Here is a 25,163-nt window from a genome sequence, read left to right on the forward strand (position 1 = left end):
ATGCTGAGCATTCTCTGGAATCTGGCAGCGTTTATTGTTGCGCTGGGCGTGCTAATTACCGTGCATGAATTTGGCCATTTCTGGGTTGCTCGCCGCTGCGGCGTCAGGGTTGAACGCTTTTCCATTGGTTTTGGCAAAGCGCTCTGGCGTCGTACCGACAAGCAGGGCACTGAGTTTGTTATCGCCCTCATCCCGCTGGGGGGCTATGTCAAAATGCTCGACGAGCGCGTCGAGCCGGTGATCCCCGAGCTGCGTCACACCGCCTTTAATAACAAAACCATCGGCCAGCGCGCCGCCGTGATCGCCGCGGGTCCCGTGGCTAACTTCCTCTTTGCTATCTTTGCCTACTGGCTGGTGTTCATCATCGGCGTCCCTGGCGTTCGTCCGGTTATTGGTGAAATTACGCCCAACTCCATTGCCGCTAGTGCACAAATCGCCCCTGGGATGGAACTTAAAGCCATTGACGGTATCGAAACGCCAGACTGGGATGCTGTGCGTCTGCAGCTGGTGGATAAAATCGGCGATGAGCAGACCACCGTTAGCGTTGCACCTTTTGGCAGCGACAGTCGCCAGCAGAAGACGCTGGATCTGCGCAACTGGGCGTTTGAGCCAGACAAGCAGGATCCGGTAGCGTCGCTGGGCATTCAGCCACGCGCGGCACAGATTGAATCCGTGCTGGCAGAGGTGCAGTCCGGGTCGGCGGCACGTAAAGCGGGTTTGCAAGCTGGCGACAGGATCGTTAAAGTCGATGGTCAGGCAATCACGCAGTGGATGACCTTTGTGACCCTGGTGCGCGATAATCCGGGTAAACCATTGGCGCTGGATATAGAAAGGCAGGGAACTCCCTTGTCTTTAACCCTGATACCAGATACAAAACCGGGTAGCGGCAAGGATGAAGGGTTTGCGGGCGTCGTGCCAAAGGTTATCCCGCTGCCGGACGAGTATAAAACAGTACGCCAGTATGGGCCGTTTGATGCCGTTGTCGAAGCCACGGGTAAAACCTGGCAGTTGATGAAGCTCACGGTCAGCATGCTGGGCAAATTGATCACCGGCGACGTCAAACTGAACAACCTCAGCGGGCCGATCTCGATCGCCCAAGGGGCTGGGATGTCTGCGGAGTTTGGGTTGATCTACTACCTGATGTTCCTCGCCTTAATCAGCGTGAACCTCGGGATTATCAACCTGTTCCCTCTACCGGTGTTAGATGGGGGACACCTGCTGTTTTTAGCGATAGAGAAGCTAAAAGGCGGGCCGGTATCCGAGCGGGTTCAAGACTTTAGTTATCGCATTGGCTCAATTTTGCTGGTGCTGTTAATGGGGCTTGCACTTTTCAATGATTTCTCTCGGTTATGAGAGTTAGTTAGGAAGAACGCATAATAACGATGGCGATGAAAAAGTTGCTTATAGCGTCGCTGCTGTTTAGCAGCGCGACCGTATACGGTGCTGAAGGGTTCGTAGTGAAGGATATTCATTTCGAAGGCTTACAGCGTGTCGCCGTTGGTGCGGCCCTCCTCAGTATGCCAGTGCGTCAGGGTGACACGGTGACTGATGAAGACATCAGTAATATTATCCGTGCGCTGTTTGCCACCGGCAACTTCGAGGACGTTCGCGTCCTGCGCGATGGTGATACGCTCCTCGTGCAGGTTAAAGAGCGTCCTACTATTGCCAGCATCACCTTTTCGGGCAACAAGTCCGTAAAAGATGACATGCTGAAGCAGAACCTCGAAGCTTCCGGCGTGCGCGTGGGTGAATCACTTGACCGCACCACCCTGGCCGATATCGAAAAAGGTCTGGAAGATTTCTACTACAGCGTCGGTAAGTACAGCGCCAGCGTGAAAGCGGTCGTTACGCCGCTACCGCGTAACCGCGTCGACCTGAAGCTGGTCTTCCAGGAGGGCGTCTCCGCCAAAATCCAGCAGATCAACATCGTCGGTAACCATGCATTCAGTACCGAAGAGCTGATCTCAACCTTCCAGCTGCGCGATGAAGTGCCGTGGTGGAACGTGGTGGGCGATCGCAAATACCAGAAGCAGAAGCTGGCAGGCGATCTGGAAACGTTACGCAGCTACTACCTCGATCGTGGCTACGCGCGTTTCAACATCGACTCTACTCAGGTCAGCCTGACGCCGGACAAAAAAGGCATCTACATTACCGTTAACGTCACCGAAGGCGATCAGTACAAGCTTTCCAGCGTTGAAGTCAGCGGTAACCTGGCCGGCCACTCCGCCGAAATTGAGAGCCTGACGAAAATTCAGCCGGGCGAGCTCTATAACGGCACCAAAGTGACCAAGATGGAAGACGACATCAAGAAGCTTCTGGGTCGCTATGGCTACGCCTACCCGCGCGTACAGTCTCAGCCTGAGATCAACGACGCGGATAAGACCGTGAAGCTGCACGTCAACGTCGATGCGGGCAACCGCTACTACGTGCGCAAAATCCGCTTTGAGGGTAACGATACCTCCAAAGATGCCGTTCTGCGCCGTGAAATGCGTCAGATGGAGGGCGCATGGCTGGGCAGCGATCTGGTCGATCAGGGTAAAGAGCGTCTGAACCGTCTCGGCTACTTCGAAACGGTGGATACCGATACCCAGCGCGTATCAGGCAGCCCGGACCAGGTTGACGTGGTCTACAAGGTCAAAGAGCGTAACACCGGTAGCTTCAACTTCGGCGTAGGCTACGGCACCGAGAGCGGCGTGAGCTTCCAGGTCGGCGTCCAGCAGGATAACTGGCTGGGTACCGGTTACTCGGTCGGGATCAACGGCACTAAGAACGACTATCAGACCTACTCTGAGCTGTCTGTGACCAACCCGTACTTCACCGTTGACGGCGTGAGCCTCGGTGGTCGTATCTTCTATAACGACTTCGAAGCGGATGATGCGGATCTGTCGTCGTACACCAACAAGAGCTACGGCCTTGACGGTACGCTGGGCTTCCCGGTCAACGAGTACAACACCCTGCGCCTCGGCTTAGGTTACGTGCACAACGACCTGTCCAACATGGAGCCTCAGGTGGCCATGTGGCGTTATCTCGACTCGGTGGGGCAGAGCGCCAACACCCAGGACAACGATAACGGCTACAGCGCAGACGACTTCACCTTTAACTACGGCTGGACTTACAACCATCTTGACCGCGGCTACTTCCCGACGGACGGCTCGCGCGTCAACCTGAACGGTAAGGTCACCGTACCGGGCTCGGATAACGAGTTCTACAAGGTTACCCTGGACACCGCGACCTACGTCCCGCTGGATGACGATCACAAGTGGGTGGTTCTGGGCCGTACCCGTTGGGGCTACGGTGATGGCTTAGGCAGCAAAGAGATGCCGTTCTATGAGAACTTCTACGCCGGCGGCTCCAGCACCGTGCGTGGCTTCCAGTCCAACAACATCGGTCCGAAAGCGGTCTACTACGGTGGTAACAACCAGGAGAACTGCCAGACGAGCCAGCCAGGCACGCTCTGTAAGTCTGATGATGCTGTCGGCGGTAACGCCATGGGCGTCGCCAGCCTGGAAGTGATCACTCCGACTCCGTTCGTGAGCGAGAAGTATGCTAACTCGATCCGTACCTCAGTGTTCTGGGATGCGGGCACGGTGTGGGATACTAACTGGGAAGATACGGCACAAACACGCGCCGCTGGCGTGCCGGACTATAGCGATCCAAGCAACATCCGTATGTCTGCGGGTGTTGCACTACAATGGATGTCTCCGCTGGGACCGTTGGTCTTCTCCTACGCCCAGCCGTTTAAGAAATACGAAGGAGACAAAGCAGAACAGTTCCAGTTTAACATTGGTAAAACCTGGTAATTGCGCTGCGCAACGGAATGCACAGGTAGTGTAGCGCTGATGCAGGCGATCGAGAGGTCGCCTCGCCACGCAAAGAACGGTATCTACGGATACATTGGGATGGTAAGGAGTTTATTGTGAAAAAGTGGTTATTAGCTGCAGGTCTCGGTTTAGCGATGGTTACCTCTGCTCAGGCAGCGGACAAAATTGCGATCGTTAACATGAACAGCCTGTTCCAGCAGGTCGCTCAGACTACCGGTGTGTCCAAAACGCTGGAAAACGAGTTCAAAGGCCGCGCCAGCGAACTGCAGAGCCAGGAAAACGATCTGCAGGGTAAAATGCAGCGTCTGCAGCGTGACGGCTCAACGATGAAAGCGTCCGATCGTAGCAAGATGGAAAAAGACATCATGTCTCAGCGCCAGGCTTTCTCTCAGAAAGCACAGGCATTTGAGCAGGATCGTGCGCGTCGTTCCAACGAAGAGCGTGGCAAACTGGTTAACCGTATCCAGTCTGCTGTGAAAAAAGTGGCAGCCGACCAGAGCATCGATCTGGTTGTTGACGCAAATACCGTTGCTTACAACAGCAGTGACGTAAAAGACATCACCGCTGATGTGCTGAAACAGGTTAAATAAGTAATGTCTACAATTCGACTGTCTGATTTAGCTCAACAGTTGGATGCAGAGTTACACGGTGATGGCGATATCGCCATCACCGGCGTTGCGTCCATGCAGTCCGCTAAAGCAGGTCAAATCACCTTCATGGTAAATCCAAAATACCGTGAACATCTGGCTGCTTGCCAGGCCTCTGCTGTCGTGATGACGCAGGACGACCTTCCCTTTGCCCACGGCCCTGCGCTGGTAGTGAAAAACCCCTACCTGACGTATGCCCGAATGGCACAAATTCTTGATACCACGCCGCAGCCGGCGCAGGACATCGCCCCGAGTGCGGTGATCGATCCCACGGCGAAGCTGGGTAAAAATGTCTCTGTTGGCGCAAACGCCGTTATTGAATCAGACGTCGAGCTGGGCGATAACGTGGTGATTGGCGCAGGCTGCTTCGTGGGTAAAAAGACAAAAATCGGTGCAGGCTCGCGTTTGTGGGCCAACGTGACCATTTACCACGAGATTGAAATCGGTGAAAATTGCCTCATTCAGTCCAGCACTGTGATCGGTGCGGATGGCTTTGGCTATGCTAACGATCGCGGTAACTGGGTGAAGATCCCCCAGCTTGGACGGGTGATCGTCGGCGATCGTGTTGAGATCGGCGCCTGTACCACCATTGACCGCGGTGCACTTGACGACACCATTATTGGCAACGGCGTTATCATTGATAACCAGTGTCAGATTGCACATAACGTCGTGATTGGCGACAATACCGCAGTTGCTGGCGGCGTCATCATGGCGGGCAGTTTAAAAATTGGCCGCTACTGCATGATTGGCGGTGCGAGCGTGATCAACGGTCACATGGAAATCTGCGATAAGGTCACCGTAACGGGCATGGGGATGGTAATGCGTCCTATTACTGAACCGGGCGTCTACTCATCAGGTATCCCGCTGCAACCCAATAAAACCTGGCGAAAAACAGCAGCGCTGGTGATGAATATTGATGACATGAGTAAGCGTCTCAAGGCTCTTGAGCGCAAGGTCGTGCCGCAAGACGAATAATTCACCCGTTTTACGCCCAAACTTCTCGGCCTGACGGCATTAGATTGCCGCAGGCCGTGTTATTATTGCCATTCAGTATTTTTTTTGACAGGAAGAGTATTTTGACTACTGACACTCATACTCTGCACATTGAAGAGATTTTAGAGCTTCTGCCGCACCGCTACCCGTTTTTACTGGTTGACCGCGTGCTGGATTTCGAAGAAGGTCGTTTTCTGCGCGCAGTAAAAAATGTTTCGGTTAATGAACCCTTTTTCCAGGGGCACTTCCCTGGTAAACCGATTTTTCCGGGCGTTTTGATTCTGGAAGCCATGGCTCAGGCCACCGGCATTCTGGCGTTTAAAAGCGTAGGAAAACTGGAACCTGGCGAGCTGTACTACTTTGCCGGTATCGATGAAGCCCGCTTCAAACGTCCGGTAGTGCCAGGAGATCAGATGATCATGGAAGTCACGTTTGAGAAAACGCGCCGTGGTCTGACCCGCTTTAAAGGCGTGGCAACGGTCGACGGTAAAGTTGTTTGTGAAGCTACTATGATGTGTGCACGTAGCCGGGAGGCCTGATACGTGATTGATAAAACTGCCTTTGTTCATCCTACCGCCATCGTGGAAGAGGGTGCCGTTATTGGCGCTAACGCCCACATTGGCCCGTTCTGTATTGTTGGACCCCATGTTGAAATTGGTGAGGGTACCGTACTGAAATCTCACGTTGTCGTAAATGGCCACACCAAAATTGGTCGCGACAACGAGATCTATCAGTTCGCCTCCATCGGTGAAGTGAACCAGGATCTCAAATATGCTGGCGAACCGACCCGGGTGGAAATTGGCGATCGTAACCGCATTCGCGAAAGCGTAACCATTCACCGTGGTACCGAACAGGGCGGTGGTTTGACGAAGGTGGGCAGCGGTAACCTGCTGATGATCAACGCACACGTTGCGCACGATTGTACGGTAGGGAACAACTGTATCCTCGCTAACAATGCGACGTTAGCGGGCCACGTTTCGGTCGACGATCATGCCATCATCGGTGGCATGACGGCGGTGCACCAGTTCTGCATCATCGGTGCACACGTGATGGTGGGCGGCTGCTCTGGCGTTGCCCAGGACGTGCCACCGTATGTGATTGCCCAGGGCAACCACGCCACGCCGTTCGGGGTTAACATCGAAGGGCTGAAACGTCGCGGCTTCAGCCGTGAAGCGCTGATTGCCATTCGCAACGCCTACAAGCTGCTTTACCGCAGCGGTAAGACGTTGGAAGAGGTTAAGCCGGAGATCGCCGAGCTGGCGGAAGCGCACCCGGAAGTCCGCGCGTTCAGCGAGTTCTTTGAGCGCTCGACGCGGGGCCTGATCCGTTAATGGTTGACGATCGTCCGCTTACGATTGCCCTGGTCGCCGGAGAAACCTCCGGCGATATTCTTGGTGCCGGTCTTATCCGTGCGCTCAAGCAGCGCGTGCCCAATGCCCGCTTTGTCGGCGTGGCAGGCCCGCTGATGCAGGCCGAGGGCTGCGAGGCCTGGTACGAGATGGAAGAGCTGGCGGTGATGGGTATCGTGGAGGTACTGGGCCGACTGCGTCGCCTTTTGCATATCCGCGCCGATCTGACCCGCCGCTTTACCGCGCTTAAGCCGGACGTTTTTGTCGGCATCGACGCCCCGGATTTCAACATTACCCTTGAGGGCAACCTCAAACAGCAGGGTATTAAAACGATTCACTACGTCAGCCCCTCTGTCTGGGCCTGGCGACAGAAACGCGTTTTCAAAATAGGCAGATCCACCGATCTGGTGCTGGCTTTCCTGCCTTTCGAAAAAGCGTTTTATGACCGCTTTAACGTGCCGTGCCGCTTTATCGGCCATACCATGGCGGATGCCATGCCGCTGGATCCCGATAAAAATGCCGCGCGCGACGCGCTTGGGCTTTCGCACGACGCCCACTGTCTGGCCCTGCTGCCAGGCAGCCGCGGCGCGGAAGTGGAGATGCTCAGCGCTGACTTCCTGCGCACCGCGCAGATCCTGCGCCAGCACTATCCTGATTTAGACGTGGTCGTGCCGCTGGTCAACGCTAAGCGCCGGGAGCAGTTCGAACGCATCAAAGCCGAGGTTGCGCCTGATCTGGTGGTTCATCTGCTGGATGGCAAAGGCCGCGAGGCGATGGTGGCCAGCGACGCCGCACTGCTGGCCTCCGGTACCGCCGCGCTAGAGTGCATGCTGGCAAAATGCCCGATGGTGGTCGGCTATCGCATGAAGCCGTTTACCTTCTGGCTGGCAAAACGGCTGGTGAAAACCGACTACGTTTCGCTGCCTAACCTGCTGGCCGGGCGCGAGCTAGTGAAAGAGCTGCTGCAGGACGAGTGTCAGCCGCAGCTGCTGGCGGATGCGCTGCTGCCGCTGCTGGCCCGGGGCAACACCAGCCACGCCATGCACGACACCTTCCGTGAACTGCATCAGCAGATCCGCTGCAATGCAGACGAACAGGCGGCGGATGCTGTGCTGGAGCTAGCAAAATGAATGAATTTATTTATCCGCACCACCACTTAGTGGCGGGTGTGGATGAGGTGGGCCGTGGCCCGCTGGTCGGCGCGGTCGTTACGGCGGCGGTGATCCTTGACCCTGCCAGGCCCATTATCGGCCTGAACGACTCCAAAAAGCTGAGTGAAAAACGCCGCCTGGCGCTGTTTGCTGAGATTCAGGAAAAAGCGCTATGCTGGAGTCTGGGCCGCGCCGAGCCGCATGAAATTGACGAGCTGAACATTCTGCATGCGACCATGCTGGCAATGCAGCGCGCCGTGGCCGGGCTATCCGTTGTTCCCGAATACGTGCTGATCGACGGCAACCGCTGTCCGGCCCTGCCTATGCCTTCCATGGCGGTGGTGAAAGGGGATAGCCGGGTAGCAGAAATTAGCGCGGCCTCCATTATTGCCAAAGTCACGCGCGATGCCGAGATGGCTGCGCTTGACCTGACGTTCCCTCAATATGGCTTTGCGCAGCATAAAGGGTATCCGACCGCTTTCCACCTGGAGAGACTGGCGGAGCACGGCGCGACAGAGCATCACCGGCGTAGCTTTGCGCCAGTAAAACGCGCGCTGGGGCTGGTCTCCTGATTGCTGCAGTAAACTAAGTAAACTGGAAGAAGATGGCTGAACCACGTTTTGTCCACCTACGGGTGCACAGCGACTACTCCATGATCGATGGGCTGGCTAAGACCGGGCCGCTGGTAAAAAAGGCGGCCGCATTGGGTCAGCCTGCACTGGCGATCACCGATTTTACCAACCTCTGCGGTCTGGTTAAGTTCTACGGAACGGGCCACGGGGCAGGGATTAAGCCAATCGTTGGGGCGGATTTTCACGTCCAGAGCGATATCATGGGCGACGAGTTTACCCAAATTACGGTGCTCGCGGCCAACAACACCGGCTACCAGAACCTGACGCTGCTCATCTCCCGTGCCTACCAGCGTGGCTACGGCGCGCTGGGGCCGTGGATCGACCGGGAGTGGCTGGCGGAGATGAACGAGGGGCTGATCCTGCTCTCCGGCGGACGTATGGGCGACGTGGGCAAAAGCCTGCTGCGCGGCAACGCGGCGCTGGTGGATCAGTGCGTGAGCTTCTACGAGACCCACTTCCCGGATCGCTTCTATCTGGAGCTGATCCGTACCGGCCGTCCTGACGAAGAGAGTTACCTGCACGCGGCGGTAGAGCTGGCCCAGGAGCGTGGTCTGCCGGTCGTGGCGACCAACGACGTCCGCTTTATCGACAGCGGCGATTTTGACGCCCACGAAATTCGCGTGGCGATTCACGACGGTTTTACCCTCGACGATCCCAAGCGCCCGCGCCTCTATTCGCCGCAGCAGTATATGCGCAGCGAAGAGGAGATGTGCGAGCTCTTCTCCGATATCCCGGAAGCGCTGGAGAACAGCGTCGAGATCGCCAAACGCTGCAACGTCACCGTGCGTCTCGGCGAGTATTTCCTGCCGCAGTTCCCCACCGGCGACATGACCACCGAAGATTTCCTGGTCCTGAAGTCGAAAGAGGGGCTGGAGGAGCGTCTGGAGTTCCTCTTCCCGGACCCGGCGGTGCGCGCCGAGAAGCGCCCCGCGTACGATGAGCGCCTCGACGTTGAGCTGAAAGTGATCAACCAGATGGGCTTCCCGGGCTACTTCCTGATCGTGATGGAGTTCATCCAGTGGTCGAAGGATAACGGTGTCCCGGTAGGGCCAGGGCGTGGTTCCGGTGCAGGCTCGCTGGTCGCCTATGCGCTGAAGATCACCGACCTCGATCCGCTGGAATTTGACCTGCTGTTCGAACGCTTCCTGAACCCGGAACGTGTCTCGATGCCTGACTTCGACGTTGACTTCTGCATGGAGAAACGCGACCAGGTTATCGACCACGTGGCAGAGATGTATGGTCGCGAGGCGGTGTCACAGATTATCACCTTCGGTACGATGGCGGCGAAAGCGGTGATCCGCGACGTGGGCCGCGTACTGGGCCACCCCTACGGCTTCGTAGATCGCATCTCCAAGCTGGTGCCGCCGGATCCGGGCATGACCCTGGCAAAAGCCTTCGAGGCCGAGCCGCAGCTGCCGGAGATCTACGAGGCCGATGAAGAGGTCAGAGCCCTCATCGACATGGCGCGCAAGCTGGAAGGGGTGACGCGTAACGCCGGTAAGCACGCCGGTGGGGTGGTGATCGCGCCAACTAAAATTACCGATTTTGCACCGCTCTACTGCGACGAAGCCGGGCAGCACCCGGTGACACAGTTCGATAAGAACGACGTGGAATACGCGGGGCTGGTGAAATTCGACTTCCTCGGCCTGCGTACGCTGACGATCATCGACTGGGCGCTGAAGATGATCAACCCGCGCCGGGCGAAGCAGGGGCTGGAGCCGATTGATATCGCCGCCATCCCCCTCGACGACAAGAAAAGTTTTGATATGCTGCAGCGCTCGGAGACCACCGCGGTCTTCCAGCTTGAATCCCGCGGCATGAAGGATCTGATTAAACGCCTGCAGCCCGACTGCTTCGAAGATATGATCGCCCTGGTGGCCCTGTTCCGCCCTGGTCCGTTGCAGTCCGGGATGGTAGATAACTTTATCGACCGTAAGCACGGCCGGGAAGAGATCTCCTATCCTGACGTGCAGTGGCAGCACGAGTGCCTGAAGCCGGTGCTGGAGCCGACCTACGGCATTATCCTCTACCAGGAACAGGTGATGCAGATTGCCCAGGAGCTCTCCGGCTATACGCTGGGCGGCGCGGACATGCTGCGCCGTGCGATGGGTAAGAAGAAGCCGGAAGAGATGGCCAAACAGCGCTCGGTCTTTGAAGACGGGGCGAGAAAGAACGGCATTGACGGTGAGCTGGCGATCAAAATCTTTGACCTGGTAGAGAAATTCGCCGGCTACGGATTTAACAAATCGCACTCCGCTGCCTATGCTTTGGTGTCGTACCAGACGCTGTGGCTGAAGGCCCACTATCCCGCTGAGTTTATGGCGGCGGTTATGACGGCGGATATGGACAACACCGAGAAGGTGGTCGGGCTGGTGGATGAGTGCTGGCGGATGGGGTTAAAGATCCTGCCGCCGGATATCAACTCCGGGCTGTACCATTTTCACGTTAACGACGACGGCGAGATTGTCTACGGGATCGGCGCAATCAAGGGCGTGGGTGAAGGCCCGATTGAAGCCATTCTGGAAGCGCGAAATAAAGACGGCTACTTCCGTGAGCTGTTCGACCTTTGCGCCCGCACCGACACCAAAAAGCTTAACCGTCGGGTGCTGGAGAAGCTGATTATGTCCGGGGCGTTTGACCGCCTTGGGCCGCACCGCGCCGCGCTGATGAACTCGCTAAACGATGCGCTAAAGGCCGCCGATCAGCATGCTAAGGCAGAGGCAATCGGTCAGGTAGATATGTTCGGCGTGCTGGCGGAGGAGCCGGCGCAGATCGAGCAGTCCTATGCCAACTGCCAGCGCTGGCCGGAGCAGGTGGTGCTGGACGGGGAGCGTGAAACGTTGGGGCTCTACCTGACGGGCCACCCGATTACCCAGTATTTAAAAGAGATTGAGCGCTATGTCGGCGGGCTTCGGCTCAAAGACATGCACCCCACAGAGCGTGGTAAGATCACCACCGCTGCGGGGCTCGTCATTGCGGCGCGGGTTATGGTCACCAAGCGCGGCAATCGTATCGGTATCTGTACGTTGGATGACCGTTCCGGCCGTCTGGAGGTGATGTTATTCACCGACGCGCTGGATAAATACCAGCATTTGCTGGAAAAAGACCGCATACTCATCGTCAGCGGACAGGTCAGCTTTGATGACTTCAGCGGGGGGCTTAAAATGACCGCCCGCGAAGTGATGGACATTGACGAAGCCCGGGAAAAATATGCTCGCGGGCTTGCTATCTCGCTGACGGACAGGCAAATTGATGACCAGCTTTTAAACCGACTCCGTCAGTCTCTGGAACCCCACCGTTCGGGAACAATTCCAGTGCATCTCTACTACCAGAGAGCGGATGCGCGCGCCCGGTTGCGCTTTGGTGCAACATGGCGTGTCTCTCCGAGCGATCGTTTACTTAACGATCTACGTGGCCTGGTTGGCCCGGAGCAGGTGGAACTAGAGTTTGACTAATACAGGAATACTATGAGTCTGAATTTCCTTGATTTCGAACAGCCGATCGCCGAGCTGGAAGCGAAAATCGATTCCCTGACGGCTGTGAGCCGCCAGGATGAAAAACTGGATATTAACATCGACGAAGAGGTGCATCGTCTGCGCGAAAAAAGCGTAGAGCTGACGCGCAAAATCTTTGCCGATCTCGGCGCATGGCAGGTCGCGCAACTGGCGCGTCATCCACAGCGTCCGTACACCCTGGATTATGTCCGCCTGGCGTTTGATGAGTTCGACGAGCTGGCCGGTGACCGCGCCTACGCTGACGATAAAGCCATCGTTGGCGGCATCGCGCGTCTGGATGGGCGTCCGGTGATGATCATTGGTCATCAGAAAGGGCGTGAAACCAAAGAAAAAATCCGCCGTAACTTCGGTATGCCAGCGCCGGAAGGCTACCGTAAAGCGCTGCGCCTGATGGAGATGGCCGAGCGTTTCAACATGCCGATCATCACCTTCATCGACACCCCGGGTGCTTACCCTGGCGTGGGCGCGGAAGAGCGCGGCCAGTCTGAAGCCATTGCCCGCAATCTGCGTGAGATGTCGCGTCTGAACGTGCCGGTGATCTGCACCGTCATCGGTGAAGGCGGCTCTGGCGGCGCGCTGGCTATCGGCGTGGGCGACAAAGTTAACATGCTGCAGTACAGCACCTACTCGGTTATCTCCCCGGAAGGCTGTGCGTCTATTCTGTGGAAGAGCGCCGATAAAGCGCCGCTGGCGGCAGAGGCGATGGGCATTATCGCTCCGCGTCTGAAAGAGCTGAAGCTGATCGACTCCATCATTCCAGAGCCATTGGGTGGCGCACACCGCAACCCAGAGGCCATTGCCGCGTCGCTGAAGGCGCAGCTGCTGGAGGATCTGGCCGATCTGGACGTGCTGAACAAAGAGGAGCTGCGTGACCGTCGTTACCAGCGCCTGATGAGCTACGGCTACGCCTGATCTCTGTAGAACGCCGGGCGGCGCTCACGCGTGCCCGGCCTACAAAACCCGCTCGCCTCAACTATGCTTACCTGTGAATTCGCACGGAGGTAAGCATTGAATATCATCGCCATCATGGGGCAGCAGGGCGTTTTTTATAAAGACGAGCCCCTCAAAGAGCTTCACCTTGCGCTGGAGCAGCAGGGTTTCCAGCTCATCTACCCCACCAGCAGCAACGACCTGTTAAAACTCATCGAACACAACCCGCGCATCTGCGGCGTCATCTTTGACTGGGACCAGCATGGCCTGGATCTGTGCAGCGACATCAACCAGCTCAACGAGTATCTACCGCTCTACGCCTTTATCAATACCCACTCCACGATGGACGTCAGCGCCCACGATATGCGTATGGCGCTCTGGTTTTTTGAGTACGCCCTGGGCGTAGCCGACAGCATTTCGACGCGTATCCGCCAGTATACTAACGAGTATCTGGACCAGATCACGCCGCCTTTTACCCGCTCGCTGTTCACCTATGTGAAAGAGGGTAAGTATACCTTCTGTACCCCCGGACACATGGCCGGCACCGCCTACCAGAAAAGCCCGGTAGGCTGCCTGTTCTATGACTTTTTCGGTGGTAATACCCTCAAGGCCGACGTCTCGATCTCCGTGACCGAGCTGGGATCCCTGCTCGATCATACCGGCCCACACCTGGAGGCCGAAGAGTATATCGCCCGCACCTTTGGCGCAGAGCAGAGCTACATGGTGACCAACGGCACCTCGACCTCCAACAAGATTGTGGGCATGTACGCCGCGCCTGACGGCAGCACGCTGCTTATCGATCGCAACTGCCACAAGTCGCTGGCTCACCTGCTGATGATGAGCGATGTGGTGCCGATCTGGCTCAAGCCGGGACGCAACGCGCTGGGTATTTTAGGCGGCATTCCCCGCCGCGAGTTTAGCCATGAGAGCATTACAGAGAAGGTGGCGGCGACGCACGGAGCCAGCTGGCCAGTGCACGCGGTGATCACCAACTCCACCTATGACGGGCTGCTCTACAACACCAACTGGATCAAAGAGACCCTGGATGTGCCGTCGATTCACTTCGATTCGGCATGGGTTCCCTACACCAACTTCCACCCCATCTACGAAGGCAAGAGCGGCATGAGCGGCGATCGCGTGCCGGGCAAAGTCTTCTTTGAAACCCAGTCGACGCACAAGATGCTGGCCGCGTTCTCCCAGGCATCGCTGATCCACGTCAAAGGCGAATATGACGAAGAGACCTTTAACGAAGCCTACATGATGCATACCACCACCTCGCCCAGCTATCCGCTGGTGGCCTCTATCGAGACGGCCGCGGCGATGCTGCGGGGTAATCCGGGTCGGCGGTTGATCAACCGCTCCGTCGAGCGCGCGCTCCATTTCCGCAAAGAGGTGCAGCGACTGAAAGACGAGGCGGAGGGCTGGTTCTTCGATATCTGGCAGCCGGAGGATATTGAAGAGGCTGACTGCTGGCCGGTTGCTCCCGGTGAGGCGTGGCACGGCTTCCGCGAAGCGGATGACGACCATATGTTCCTCGATCCAGTCAAGGTGACTATTCTGACACCGGGCATGGACGAGCAGGGCAACATGGGTGAGGAGGGCATTCCCGCCGCGCTGGTCGCGAAATTCCTCGACGAGCGCGGCGTGGTGGTAGAGAAGACCGGCCCCTACAACCTGCTGTTCCTGTTTAGCATCGGCATTGATAAAACCCGGGCGATGGGGCTGCTGCGCGGTCTGATGGAGTTTAAACGCGCCTACGATCTCAACCTGCGGGTGAAGAACATGCTGCCGGACCTCTACGCGGAGGATCCAGACTTCTACCGCAACATGCGCATTCAGGACCTGGCCCAGGGGATCCACAAGCTGATCTGCCAGCACGAGCTGCCGCGCCTGATGCTCCAGGCCTTTGACGTGCTGCCGCATATGATCATGACCCCGCACCAGGCGTGGCAGCTCCAGGTGAAAGGCGAGGTGGAGACCGTCGAGCTCGAGGCGCTGGTGGGAAGAGTCTCTGCCAATATGATCCTGCCGTATCCGCCGGGGGTCCCGCTGCTGATGCCAGGGGAGATGATCACCGAGCGTAGTCGGGCGGTGCTCGATTTTCTGCTGATGCTCTGCGCCATCGGCCGCCATTATCCTGGTTTTGAAACGGATATCCACGGTGCGAAGCGCGATGAGGACGGCGTTTACCGGGTAAGGGTCTTAAAACAGGCCTGACCCCCTTGCGCAGGGATGCGCAGCGTCGTAACGTTGGCATGAAAAAAGGAGGGGTTATGCTTGGTTTAAAAAAGGTTCACCACATCGCGATCATTGCGACAGATTATGCAAAGAGCAAAGCGTTTTACTGCGACATCTTAGGCTTTACGCTGCAGAGCGAAGCGTATCGTGAGGAGCGGGACTCATGGAAGGGCGATCTGGCGCTGAACGGCGAGTATGTGATTGAGCTTTTCTCCTTTCCTTTCCCGCCTGCGCGCCCCAGCCGCCCTGAGGCCTGCGGCCTGCGCCATCTGGCCTTCAGCGTGGACGACGTAGAGCGGGCGATGACGCACCTGCAACAGCACGGCGTTGAGTGCGAGCCGGTGCGTATCGATCCCTTCACCGGCAAGCGCTTCACCTTCTTCAGCGATCCCGATGGTCTGCCGCTGGAGCTGTACCAGCAGGAATGACGCCTTCAACGCTTATGCAGAGCCTGCACGCCCGCCACCGTTTTCTGGTAGCGTTTAGCGGCGGGCTGGATTCCACCGTTCTGCTGCACCAGCTGGTGCAGTGGCGCATGCAGCAGCCTGACGTTTCCCTGCGGGCGATCCACGTTCATCATGGGCTTAGCTCAAACGCCGATGCCTGGGTGGCGCACTGCCAGCAGGTTTGCAGCCGCTGGGATGTGCCCCTGAGCGTAGTCCACGTGACGCTGGCGGCGGACGGTTTAGGGATTGAAGGCCAGGCGCGTAAGGCGCGCTATCAGGCCTTTGCCGAGGCGCTGCTGCCGGGAGAGGCGCTGCTTGCCGCCCAGCATCAGGATGACCAGTGCGAAACGCTGCTGCTGGCCCTGAAACGGGGTAGCGGTCCGGCTGGGCTGGCGGCCATGCCGGCCGAGCTGCCCTTCCACGGCACCCAGCTGCTGCGCCCGCTGCTCAATGAAACCCGAGAGACGCTGGAGCAGTGGGCCTGTGCCCATCGGCTAAGCTGGATCGAAGATGAGAGTAATCAGGACGCCAGCTACGATCGCAACTTTATCCGCCTGGAGGTTTTGCCCCTGCTGAAGCAGCGCTGGCCGCACTTTGCCAACGCGGCAGCGCGTAGCGCGGCGCTGTGCGGTGAGCAGGAGCAGCTTCTGGACGAGCTGCTGGCAGACGAGCTGGCGGGCCTGGTCAGCGTGGAAGGCGCATTAACCGTTGCGCCCTTGATGACCATGAGCGCCAATCGCCGGGCGGCGCTTCTTCGCCGCTGGTTGAGCGGCCTGGGTGCGCCAATGCCGTCGCGGGATCTGCTGACCCGCATCTGGCAGGAGGCGATCCTGGCCCGGGAAGATGCATCCCCGCGGCTAGTGCTGGGATCCCATGAGATCCGTCGTTTTCAGGGCCAGCTTTGGTGGGTGAAAAGCACACCCAGCCAGCGGCAAACCGTTATTTGCTGGCCCGCGACCCTGGCGCCACTGACGCTACCCGCCGGGCTGGGAGAGCTGGCGCTGGTGCCGGGGGGCGATATTCGCCCGCCGCAGCCAGATGAGCCGGTGACGGTGCGCTTTCATGCGCCGGGGATGCTCTACATTGCAGGACGCCACGGCGGGCGCAAGCTGAAAAAAGTCTGGCAGGAGCTCGGGGTCGCGCCCTGGCTGCGGGATACCACGCCCATCCTGTTTTACGGCGAAACGACAATCGCGGCGGCAGGGCAGTTTGTGACGCAGGCAGGGCTGGCGGAGAGGAGTGACGGGTTACGGCTGACGTGGCGGAAATAACGGGCAGCATGCTGCCCGCTGGAACAGGATCAGGATTCGCTCACCACAACGGTGCCGATATCCGGGTGGCTAAAGCTGGCAATTTTGTCGAGACGGAGTTCACGCGTTTCACCTGCTGCATCGACGAGCAGGTACTCAACGTTCTTACGCGAGACTAAATCGCTGGCTTTGCCTTTGAGCTCTTCGCCATCTTTCAGCGTCAGCGTCAGTAACAGATGATGCTGGCAGGCGAGTTCAAGGTTGTCATAGTCATCGCAGTTGATAGGTTGATACGTTTCATTCATTGACATAATCGCTCACCAGTAAGTTCGCGGCAGCATAGGCTGCCTTTTCCCTGACGGGCTCAGGAAGCACATCGTCCGATGCCACTTCATTGAGCGCTTTTAACACGCAGCCCAGCGCATCCGGGATATACCCTAAGTCTCCGCTGGCAATCTCCGCATACCGCTTGCGTATTAACTCACAATAATTGTCCACATGCCCTCCTGTCAGTGTACTGACTTCACCGTGGGATGTAAGTTTAAGCCTACGAAGATAAACTCTGTTTCGCAAGCTGACTATACCATACTCATTCCGGCAATATCAGCGGACTGAATGTTTGCTACAATAGGCGCTATTTTGCGAAGGAGCGACAACATGGCATTGAAAGCAACCATTTATAAAGCGACGGTGAACGTGGCCGATCTGGACCGCAACCAGTTTCTTGATGCCACCCTCACCCTGGCGCGCCACCCTTCTGAGACCCAGGAGCGCATGATGCTGCGCCTGCTGGCGTGGATTAAATTTGCCAACGAGCGATTGCAGTTTAGCCGTGGGCTTAGCGCGGAAGATGAGCCGGAAGCCTGGCTGCGCAACGATCACATGGGGATCGATCTGTGGATTGAGCTGGGGTTGCCGGAAGAGCGACGCATCAAGAAAGCCTGCTCCCAGTCGAAAGAGGTGGCCCTCTTTACCTACAACAGCCGGGCGGCACAGGTCTGGTGGCAGCAGAATCAGAACAAGCTGTCTGGATTCAGTAACCTGAGCATCTGGTATCTTGATGATGAGCAGCTGGCCCAGCTCAGCGCCTTTGCCTCCCGCACCATGGTGCTTCAGGCCACCATTCAGGATGGCGCAATCTGGCTCTCGGATGCGGAAAACAACGTGGAGATCCATCTGACAACCTGGCAGAGCGCAGCATGATCGAGATTTCACGCAGCGTCGCTATTCCCGACAGCGAGATCGAGCTAACCGCCATTCGCGCCCAGGGCGCGGGTGGACAGCACGTGAATAAAACCTCTACGGCGATCCACCTGCGCTTCGATATCAAAGCCTCCAGCCTGCCGGAAGCGTACAAAGAGCGCCTGCTGGCGGCCAGCCATCATCTCATTACCAGCGATGGCATGGTGGTGATCAAGGCCCAGGAGTACCGCAGCCAGGAGATGAACCGCGAAGCGGCGCTGGCCCGTCTGGTGTCGTTGATTCAGGAACTGATGGTGGAGCAGAAGAGCCGTCGTCCTACGCGCCCGACGCGGGCGTCGAAAGAGCGGCGTCTGGCAACCAAGTCGCAAAAGTCGTCGGTAAAAGCGATGCGCGGCAAGGTGCGCGGCGGAGAGTAGGGGAAGCAAGCCCGGCAGACAGCGCCGCCGGGCAGAGCAGGGTTTAGCCTTTGATGGCTTTAACCAGATAGTTGAGAATGTCGCCGGTTTTAATCATCTGCTTCTCGCCGTTACGACGGTATTTGTATTCGATCTCGTCGCTGTCGAGGTTGCGGTCGCCGATCACGATAGTGTGCGGAATACCAATCAGCTCCATATCAGCAAACATCACGCCCGGACGCTCTTTACGATCGTCCATCAGCACCTCAATCCCCTGCGCGTTCAGCTCAGCGTAAAGCTTCTCGGCCAGCTCCTGTACGCGGAAAGATTTGTGCATGTTCATCGGCAGAATGGCAACCTGGAACGGCGCAATCGCGTCCGGCCAGACGATACCGCGCTCGTCGTGGTTCTGCTCAATGGCCGCCGCTACTACGCGCGTCACGCCGATACCGTAGCAGCCCATGGTCAGGATCTGGTTACGGCCATCTTCGCCCTGGACTGACGCTTTCAACGCTTCAGAGTACTTGGTGCCCAGCTGGAAGATATGTCCTACTTCGATACCGCGCTTGATCAGCAGCGTACCCTGGCCGTCCGGGCTTGGGTCGCCAGCGACCACGTTACGGATGTCAGCCACTTCTGGGGTAGCGACGTCGCGATCCCAGTTAATGCCGAAGTAGTGCTTGCCGTCGACGTTCGCGCCAGCAGAGAAGTCGCTCATCACGGCAACGGTACGGTCAATAATCACCGGGATCGGCATGTTCACCGGGCCGAGGGAGCCTGGACCGGCGTTGACGATAGCGCGGATCTCAGCTTCAGTGGCGAAGGTCAGCGGGCTGGCAACCTGCGGCAGCTTCTCTGCTTTCACTTCGTTCAGCTCGTGATCGCCACGCACCAGCAGGGCCACCAGCGGGTAAGCACTGCCCTCTACCGCTTTTACCAGCAGGGTCTTAACGGTTTTTTCAATTGGCAGATTAAACTGCTCTACCAGCTCGGCGATGGTTTTCGCGTTCGGCGTATCGACCAGGGTCATCTCCTGAGTGGCCGCCGCGCGCGCTTCTTTCGGTGCAAGCGCTTCGGCAAACTCGATGTTGGCCGCGTAGTCAGAGGTGTCGGAGAAGATCACATCATCTTCACCGCTCTGGGCCAGTACCTGGAACTCGTGCGAGGCATTGCCACCGATAGAGCCGGTATCCGCCTGCACGGCACGGAAGTCGAGATCCATGCGGCTGAAGATTTTGCTGTAGGCGGCGTACATCGCATCGTAAGTGATCTGCAGTGATTCCTGAGAGGTATGGAAAGAGTAGGCATCTTTCATCAGGAACTCACGGGAGCGCATCACGCCAAAACGCGGGCGTACTTCGTCACGGAATTTGGTCTGGATCTGATAGAAGTTCAGCGGCAGCTGCTTGTAGGAGCTCAGCTCGTTGCGGATCAGATCGGTGATGACCTCTTCATGCGTAGGGCCGAGAACAAATGGGCGCTCGCCGCGATCGGCAATGCGCAGCAGCTCCGGACCGTACTGCTCCCAGCGACCGCTCTCCTGCCACAGGTCAGCGGGCTGAACCACCGGCATTAACACCTCGATCGCACCGGCGTTGTTCATCTCTTCACGCACGATGTTTTCGACTTTTTTCAGAACGCGCACGCCGGTCGGCAGCCAGGTGTATAACCCGGAGGCCAGCTTGCGGATCAACCCGGCGCGGAGCATCAGCTGATGGCTGATTACTTCGGCGTCGGCTGGTGTCTCCTTCAGTGTGGAGAGCAGATATTGGCTAGTACGCATGTTATTACGATTCCATTTGGACGATGGGCACAGGCCCAAAGCGGGCCTGACACAAAAAAAGTGATTCAGTTTACCAGCGAGACAGCTATGTCAAAAGAGAGCGGGCAGAATTTACCGCGCTTCCAGTGCAAAGACCTCAAAGCCCGCGTCGGTCACCCGCCAGCGGACGTTAAAATCGAACAGCCAGACGGCATACTCCTTGCCTGCCTCTTCCTGCTGGCGATAGGCGGGGCGAGGATCCTGCGCCAGCACCTCAACGATAAACTGTCGAAGATGCGGATAGCGCTTCTCCAGCTGCGGCAGGCGCTCTGCAAGCTCGGGAGTAAAGCTCACCGGCATAGTAGCCTGCGGAGCGTGCTGGGCGTAGCTGGCTTTGGCCTCTGGCAGCGCTTCGGCAAAGGGCAGGTAGGGTTTGATATCCACCACCGGCGTGCCGTCCACCAGATCGAGGCTACCCAGATCAAGGATCACCTGCTCACCCTGGCAGCGGATGCCTTTTAGCTCGACCAGCGACATACCGATGGGATTCGGGCGAAAGGTCGAGCGGGTGGCAAACACCCCCATTCTGGCGTTGCCGCCGAGCCGGGGAGGGCGCACCGTGGGCCGCCAGCCGCCTTCCATCGTTTGATGAAAAATAAAAAGTAGCCAGAGGTGGCTAAACGCCTCCAGCCCGCGCACCGCATCGGCCTGATTATAGGGGGCGATGAGATGAAGCTCACCGCCGCCGCTTTTCACCAGCCCCGGCTGACGCGGAACGGCAAACTTCTCTTTATAGGGGGAGCGAATAACGCCTATCTGCGCAAACTGAAAGGTGCTCATTTCGCCGAAACGTTAAGCGCCGATCCGATGCACACGGCCTGGCGATAGCAGCCTGGCGTGCCGCTGGTCACTTCGCAGCTGTGCTGAAGTACCGCGTTGGCTTTCATTTTGGCCGCGTTGATCTGCATACGCTTGCGGGCGGTCGGGATATTCGGCGGAGAGTCCTGGTTGCTCGCCTGGCAGGAGTCACCGGAGACCTCACCCAGATCGCGGAACGTTTTGCCAATCAGCTCTTCCGGATTAGTGATGACCCTGACCGGGGCCGGAGGAGACACCTTCGCTTTCACTGGCTCCGCTTTCGACGGCGTTGCTGCGTTGCTTTGAACGGGTTCGACGGGAGATCTGCTTAGCATGGAGCAGCCGCTGAGCATGAGTGCCAGTAAACAGATCGGTAAAGCACGCATAGTATTTCCTCAATGAGTGATCAAATTGTCAGTTATTGAACCAGTTGCCTGCATAAATGACAAGGCGGGCTTGCGCCCGCCCTGAATGATATTATACCGAGGAGAGATTACCAGCCTTTAACCGCGCCGCCGTTAAAGACCTTGTTCGCCGCCTGGTCAACTTCGTCAGACTGATAGGCCTGCACGAATTTCTTCACGTTTTCCGCGTCTTTGTTGTCTTCACGGGTCACGATCATGTTCACGTACGGGGAGTCTTTGTCTTCAACGAAGATACCGTCTTTCGCCGGGGTCAGGTTGATCTGGCTGGCGTAGGTGGTGTTGATCACCGCCAGGGCGATCTGCGCGTCGTCCAGCGAACGCGGCAGCTGCGGTGCTTCCAGCTCAACAATCTTGAGGTTTTTCGGATTCTCGGTCACGTCCAGAATGGACGGCAGCAGGCCAACGCCATCTTTCAGTTTGATCAGACCCTGTTTTTGCAGCAGCAGCAGAGAGCGGCCAAGGTTGGTCGGATCGTTCGGAACCGCAATCTGCGCGCCATCCTGCAGTTCGCTCAGGGCTTTGATCTTCTTGGAGTAGCCCGCGATAGGGTAGACAAAGGTGTTGCCTGCGGAAACCAGCTTATAGCCGCGATCTTTGATCTGCTGATCCAGATACGGTTTATGCTGGAAAGCGTTAGCATCGATATCGCCCTTGCTCAGCGCTTCGTTTGGCAGCACGTAGTCGTTGAAGGTCACCAGCTCAACGTCGAGGCCGTATTTGTCTTTTGCCACTTTCGCAGCTACTTCAGCAACCTGCTGCTCAGCACCGACGATAACGCCGACTTTAATATGGTTCGGATCTTTTTCATCCTGGCCGCAGCCTACCAATGCCAGAGCACCAATTAGCGCACCCGCCGCCGCAAAGGTCTTAAATTTGAACACCATGCTATTTCCTTAACTCACTGAGTCGATTGTGTTGTGTACAACGCTATTTATGCGTCACTGCCCGGACGATACGATCGCCAGAGAACTGAATCAGATAAACCAGCACGACTAATAATATCAGCACCGTGTTCATTACGGTGGCGTTATAGCCGATATAACCATACTGATAGCCGATCTGGCCCAGGCCGCCTGCGCCAACCGCGCCGCCCATGGCGGAGTAGCCCACCAGGGTAATTAACGTGATGGTGGCCGCGTTAACCAGTCCCGGCATGGCTTCAGGCAGCAGCACCTTGCGCACGATCTGCATCGGCGTCGCGCCCATGGCACGGGAAGCTTCAATCAGACCGGTCGGGATCTCCAACAGCGCGTTTTCCACCATACGGGCAATAAAGGGCGCAGCGCCCACGGTCAGGGGGACTATCGCCGCCTGCAAACCGATGGAAGTGCCGACAATCACGCGGGTGAAGGGGATCATCCATACCAGCAGGATAATAAACGGAATGGAGCGGAAGATATTCACCAGCGCAGAGAGGGTGCGATAAAGCTTGGCGTTCTCAACGATCTGCCCCGGACGGGTCACGTACAGCAGCACGCCCACCGGCAGGCCAATCACAAACCCAAAGAAGCCGGAGACAAAGGTCATCGCCAGCGTCTCCCAGACGCCACGCGCCAGTAACCACATCATTGGCTCAGACATAACCCAGTACCTCTACTTTTACATGATGTTCCTGCAGCCAGGCGATGGCGGCCTGGGTATCCTGCTGCGAGCCGTGCATTTCGGTCAGCATAATGCCGAACTTCACGCCGCCGGCGTAATCCATCTGCGCACTGATAATGTTGTTGTTGACGTTGAACCGACGCGCGGTCTCGGAGAGCAGCGGCGCGTCTACCGACTGACCGGTAAACTCCATGCGCAGCATCGGCACGCTGTCGGCCTCTGCCTCGGCCTTCAGGCGCTGCTGGTAATCTTCCGGAATATCCAGATGCAGCGTGGACTGAATAAACTGCTGCGCCAGCGGCGTCTTCGGATGAGAGAACACTTCGCTGACCGTATCCTGTTCGATCAGCTCACCGTTGCTGATCACCGCCACGCAGTCACAGATACGCTTCACGACATCCATCTCATGGGTAATAAGAAGAATGGTTAAGCCGAGACGACGGTTAATGTCTTTCAGCAATTCCAGAATAGAGCGGGTCGTCGCCGGATCCAGCGCGCTGGTGGCTTCATCGCAGAGCAGCACTTTCGGATTGCTTGCCAGCGCACGGGCAATGGCCACGCGCTGCTTCTGACCGCCGGAGAGGTTAGCCGGATAGCTGTCGTGCTTATCGGCCAGGCCGACCAGGTCCAGCAGTTCGCTCACGCGACGCTTGATTTCGGGCGCCGGGGTGTTGTCCAGCTCTAGCGGCAGCGCCACGTTGCCGTAGACCGTACGGGAAGCCAGCAGGTTGAAGTGCTGGAAAATCATGCCAATCTGACGGCGTGCGCGGGTAAGCTGCGCTTCCGACAGCGTCGTCAGCTCTTCGCCGCTCACCTGAACGCTGCCCTGCGTTGGGCGCTCAAGCAGATTGACGCAGCGAATCAGCGTACTTTTACCAGCACCCGATGCGCCGATGACGCCATAAATTTGCCCGGCAGGGACATGCAGGCTGACATTGTTCAGCGCCTGAATGGTGCGGTTCCCCTGCTGGAACACTTTGGTGATATTCGAAAGTTTAATCATTAGAATATTTTTATCGTAAGAGTTAGCCGTGGCATTTTGTTCTGCCAGATACGGGCAGTGACCGTAAACAAAGCGGATGGTAAGGCATCCAGACGTCTAATTCAATGTAACTCGCTCTCATGAGCACTTTCTTGCCGCGTGAAACATGAGATACTAGCGTGACACGTCTTTTCCAGGAGTAAGCCGGTGGCACAATCAGTACCCGCAATTTTTCTCGATCGTGATGGCACGATTAACGTCGATCATGGTTACGTCCACGAGATTGACGATTTTGAGTTTATCGATGGCGTAATAGATGCCATGCGTGAATTAAAAGCGATGGGCTTCGCGCTGGTGCTGGTAACCAATCAGTCCGGCATCGCCCGGGGCAAGTTTACCGAAGCGCAGTTTGAGACCCTGACCGAATGGATGGACTGGTCGCTGGCGGATCGCGGCGTCGATCTGGACGGCATCTACTACTGCCCTCATCACCCTCAGGGCACCGTGGAAGAGTATCGCCAGGTGTGCGACTGCCGTAAGCCGCATCCGGGCATGCTGATCTCCGCAAGCGACTTTTTGCATATCGACATGGCTGCCTCTTATATGGTGGGCGATAAAGTAGAGGATATGCAGGCAGCGGCAGCGGCTGGCGTCGGCCATAAAGTATTAGTGCGTTCCGGCAAACCGGTAACCCCTGAGGGGGAAAATGCAGCAGATTGGGTGCTTAATAGCCTTGCAGAGCTGCCTGCAGCGATTAAAAAGCAGCAAAAGTAGTCGTTATGACGAAAAGATGAGCGATTGAAATAAAATTGTATTTTTCCGCTTGTCAGCGCCGAATAACTCCCTATAATGCGCCTCCATCGAAACGGCAAACGTGAATCACTTCACGGAAACAGCCGGTCCGGTTGAAGAGAAAAAATTCTGAAATTGAGGGTTGACTCTGAAAGAGGAAAACGTATTATAC

The 25,163-nt window shown here is 57.3% G+C and carries 24 protein-coding genes; 16 read left to right on the top strand and 8 right to left on the bottom strand.

The window, feature by feature from the left end; translation table 11 throughout:
* The 13 genes from rseP (at position 1) to tilS (ending at position 16,993) form a co-directional block, all read left to right on the top strand.
* Positions 1-1,353, top strand: a complete 1,353-nt coding sequence (gene rseP, locus NR795_RS19315; RefSeq protein WP_257759074.1) for a sigma E protease regulator RseP — start codon at positions 1-3, stop codon at positions 1,351-1,353.
* Positions 1,354-1,382: 29 nt separating this feature from the next.
* Entirely contained in the window at positions 1,383-3,800 is a 2,418-nt protein-coding gene (gene bamA, locus NR795_RS19320; RefSeq protein WP_257759075.1) for an outer membrane protein assembly factor BamA, read from the top strand.
* A gap of 116 nt (positions 3,801-3,916) precedes the next feature.
* Positions 3,917-4,411, top strand: a complete 495-nt coding sequence (gene skp, locus NR795_RS19325; RefSeq protein ID WP_144819375.1) for a molecular chaperone Skp — start codon at positions 3,917-3,919, stop codon at positions 4,409-4,411.
* Positions 4,412-4,414: 3 nt separating this feature from the next.
* Complete coding sequence (gene lpxD, locus NR795_RS19330) at positions 4,415-5,443, top strand: UDP-3-O-(3-hydroxymyristoyl)glucosamine N-acyltransferase (RefSeq protein WP_144819374.1); 1,029 nt, start codon at positions 4,415-4,417, stop codon at positions 5,441-5,443.
* A gap of 101 nt (positions 5,444-5,544) precedes the next feature.
* A complete protein-coding gene (gene fabZ / locus NR795_RS19335; RefSeq protein ID WP_006173598.1) occupies positions 5,545-6,000 on the top strand; it encodes a 3-hydroxyacyl-ACP dehydratase FabZ in 456 nt (151 codons plus the stop codon).
* Positions 6,001-6,003: 3 nt separating this feature from the next.
* Complete coding sequence (gene lpxA, locus NR795_RS19340) at positions 6,004-6,792, top strand: acyl-ACP--UDP-N-acetylglucosamine O-acyltransferase (protein ID WP_144819373.1); 789 nt, start codon at positions 6,004-6,006, stop codon at positions 6,790-6,792.
* Complete coding sequence (gene lpxB / locus NR795_RS19345; protein WP_144819372.1) at positions 6,792-7,940, top strand: lipid-A-disaccharide synthase; 1,149 nt, start codon at positions 6,792-6,794, stop codon at positions 7,938-7,940. Before lpxA ends, lpxB begins: the two co-directional genes overlap by 1 nt.
* Complete coding sequence (gene rnhB / locus NR795_RS19350; protein ID WP_103820637.1) at positions 7,937-8,533, top strand: ribonuclease HII; 597 nt, start codon at positions 7,937-7,939, stop codon at positions 8,531-8,533. Before lpxB ends, rnhB begins: the two co-directional genes overlap by 4 nt.
* Before the next feature lie 32 nt (positions 8,534-8,565).
* Positions 8,566-12,048 (top strand): DNA polymerase III subunit alpha, encoded by a 3,483-nt coding sequence (dnaE, locus tag NR795_RS19355; protein WP_257759077.1) that lies wholly within the window; start codon positions 8,566-8,568, stop codon positions 12,046-12,048.
* 12 nt (positions 12,049-12,060) lie between these two features.
* Positions 12,061-13,020, top strand: coding sequence for an acetyl-CoA carboxylase carboxyl transferase subunit alpha (accA, locus tag NR795_RS19360; RefSeq protein WP_144819369.1), 960 nt, complete (start codon positions 12,061-12,063; stop codon positions 13,018-13,020).
* A gap of 96 nt (positions 13,021-13,116) precedes the next feature.
* Entirely contained in the window at positions 13,117-15,255 is a 2,139-nt protein-coding gene (locus tag NR795_RS19365; RefSeq protein WP_144819368.1) for a lysine decarboxylase LdcC, read from the top strand.
* Positions 15,256-15,311: 56 nt separating this feature from the next.
* The gene (locus tag NR795_RS19370; RefSeq protein WP_144819367.1) at positions 15,312-15,704 is read left to right on the top strand and encodes a VOC family protein; all 393 of its coding nucleotides are present in this window, start codon (positions 15,312-15,314) and stop codon (positions 15,702-15,704) included.
* Positions 15,701-16,993: a tRNA lysidine(34) synthetase TilS gene (tilS, locus tag NR795_RS19375; RefSeq protein WP_374544384.1), complete on the top strand. Its 1,293-nt coding sequence runs from the start codon at positions 15,701-15,703 to the stop codon at positions 16,991-16,993. The genes NR795_RS19370 and tilS overlap by 4 nt, the downstream gene beginning before the upstream one ends.
* 29 nt (positions 16,994-17,022) lie before the next feature.
* Here the strand turns inward: tilS and rof are convergent, their stop codons facing one another.
* Positions 17,023-17,283, bottom strand: a complete 261-nt coding sequence (rof, locus tag NR795_RS19380) for a Rho-binding antiterminator (protein ID WP_141092967.1) — start codon at positions 17,281-17,283, stop codon at positions 17,023-17,025.
* A complete protein-coding gene (locus tag NR795_RS19385; RefSeq protein ID WP_144819365.1) occupies positions 17,270-17,470 on the bottom strand; it encodes a YaeP family protein in 201 nt (66 codons plus the stop codon). Before NR795_RS19385 ends, rof begins: the two co-directional genes overlap by 14 nt.
* Before the next feature lie 159 nt (positions 17,471-17,629).
* On the opposite strand from NR795_RS19385, the gene NR795_RS19390 reads away from it, so the two are divergent.
* Together NR795_RS19390 and arfB are read left to right on the top strand one after the other, a co-directional pair.
* The gene (locus tag NR795_RS19390; RefSeq protein ID WP_144819364.1) at positions 17,630-18,175 is read left to right on the top strand and encodes a YaeQ family protein; all 546 of its coding nucleotides are present in this window, start codon (positions 17,630-17,632) and stop codon (positions 18,173-18,175) included.
* The gene (arfB, locus tag NR795_RS19395) at positions 18,172-18,591 is read left to right on the top strand and encodes an alternative ribosome rescue aminoacyl-tRNA hydrolase ArfB (protein WP_144819363.1); all 420 of its coding nucleotides are present in this window, start codon (positions 18,172-18,174) and stop codon (positions 18,589-18,591) included. The genes NR795_RS19390 and arfB overlap by 4 nt, the downstream gene beginning before the upstream one ends.
* 43 nt (positions 18,592-18,634) lie before the next feature.
* Here arfB and proS read toward each other — a convergent pair whose 3' ends face one another.
* The 6 genes from proS to metN form a co-directional block, all read right to left on the bottom strand.
* Positions 18,635-20,353 (bottom strand): proline--tRNA ligase, encoded by a 1,719-nt coding sequence (proS, locus tag NR795_RS19400; protein WP_257759079.1) that lies wholly within the window; start codon positions 20,351-20,353, stop codon positions 18,635-18,637.
* A gap of 111 nt (positions 20,354-20,464) precedes the next feature.
* Entirely contained in the window at positions 20,465-21,172 is a 708-nt protein-coding gene (gene tsaA, locus NR795_RS19405) for a tRNA (N6-threonylcarbamoyladenosine(37)-N6)-methyltransferase TrmO (protein WP_257759080.1), read from the bottom strand.
* Positions 21,169-21,576, bottom strand: a complete 408-nt coding sequence (gene rcsF, locus NR795_RS19410) for an Rcs stress response system protein RcsF (RefSeq protein ID WP_144819360.1) — start codon at positions 21,574-21,576, stop codon at positions 21,169-21,171. The genes tsaA and rcsF overlap by 4 nt, the downstream gene beginning before the upstream one ends.
* A gap of 107 nt (positions 21,577-21,683) precedes the next feature.
* The gene (locus NR795_RS19415) at positions 21,684-22,499 is read right to left on the bottom strand and encodes a MetQ/NlpA family lipoprotein (protein ID WP_144819359.1); all 816 of its coding nucleotides are present in this window, start codon (positions 22,497-22,499) and stop codon (positions 21,684-21,686) included.
* Positions 22,500-22,542: 43 nt separating this feature from the next.
* Positions 22,543-23,196 (bottom strand): methionine ABC transporter permease MetI, encoded by a 654-nt coding sequence (locus tag NR795_RS19420; RefSeq protein WP_042390667.1) that lies wholly within the window; start codon positions 23,194-23,196, stop codon positions 22,543-22,545.
* Positions 23,189-24,220: a methionine ABC transporter ATP-binding protein MetN gene (gene metN, locus NR795_RS19425; protein WP_257759081.1), complete on the bottom strand. Its 1,032-nt coding sequence runs from the start codon at positions 24,218-24,220 to the stop codon at positions 23,189-23,191. Before metN ends, NR795_RS19420 begins: the two co-directional genes overlap by 8 nt.
* A 186-nt stretch (positions 24,221-24,406) precedes the next feature.
* Here metN and gmhB point away from each other — a divergent pair, with 186 nt between their 5' ends.
* On the top strand, positions 24,407-24,973 hold the full coding sequence (gmhB, locus tag NR795_RS19430) for a D-glycero-beta-D-manno-heptose 1,7-bisphosphate 7-phosphatase (RefSeq protein WP_144819357.1): 567 nt from the start codon (positions 24,407-24,409) through the stop codon (positions 24,971-24,973).
* Positions 24,974-25,163: the final 190 nt, after the last annotated feature.

It is taken from the genome of Pseudescherichia sp. L3 (assembly GCF_024656065.1).
GTDB lineage: Bacteria > Pseudomonadota > Gammaproteobacteria > Enterobacterales > Enterobacteriaceae > Pseudescherichia.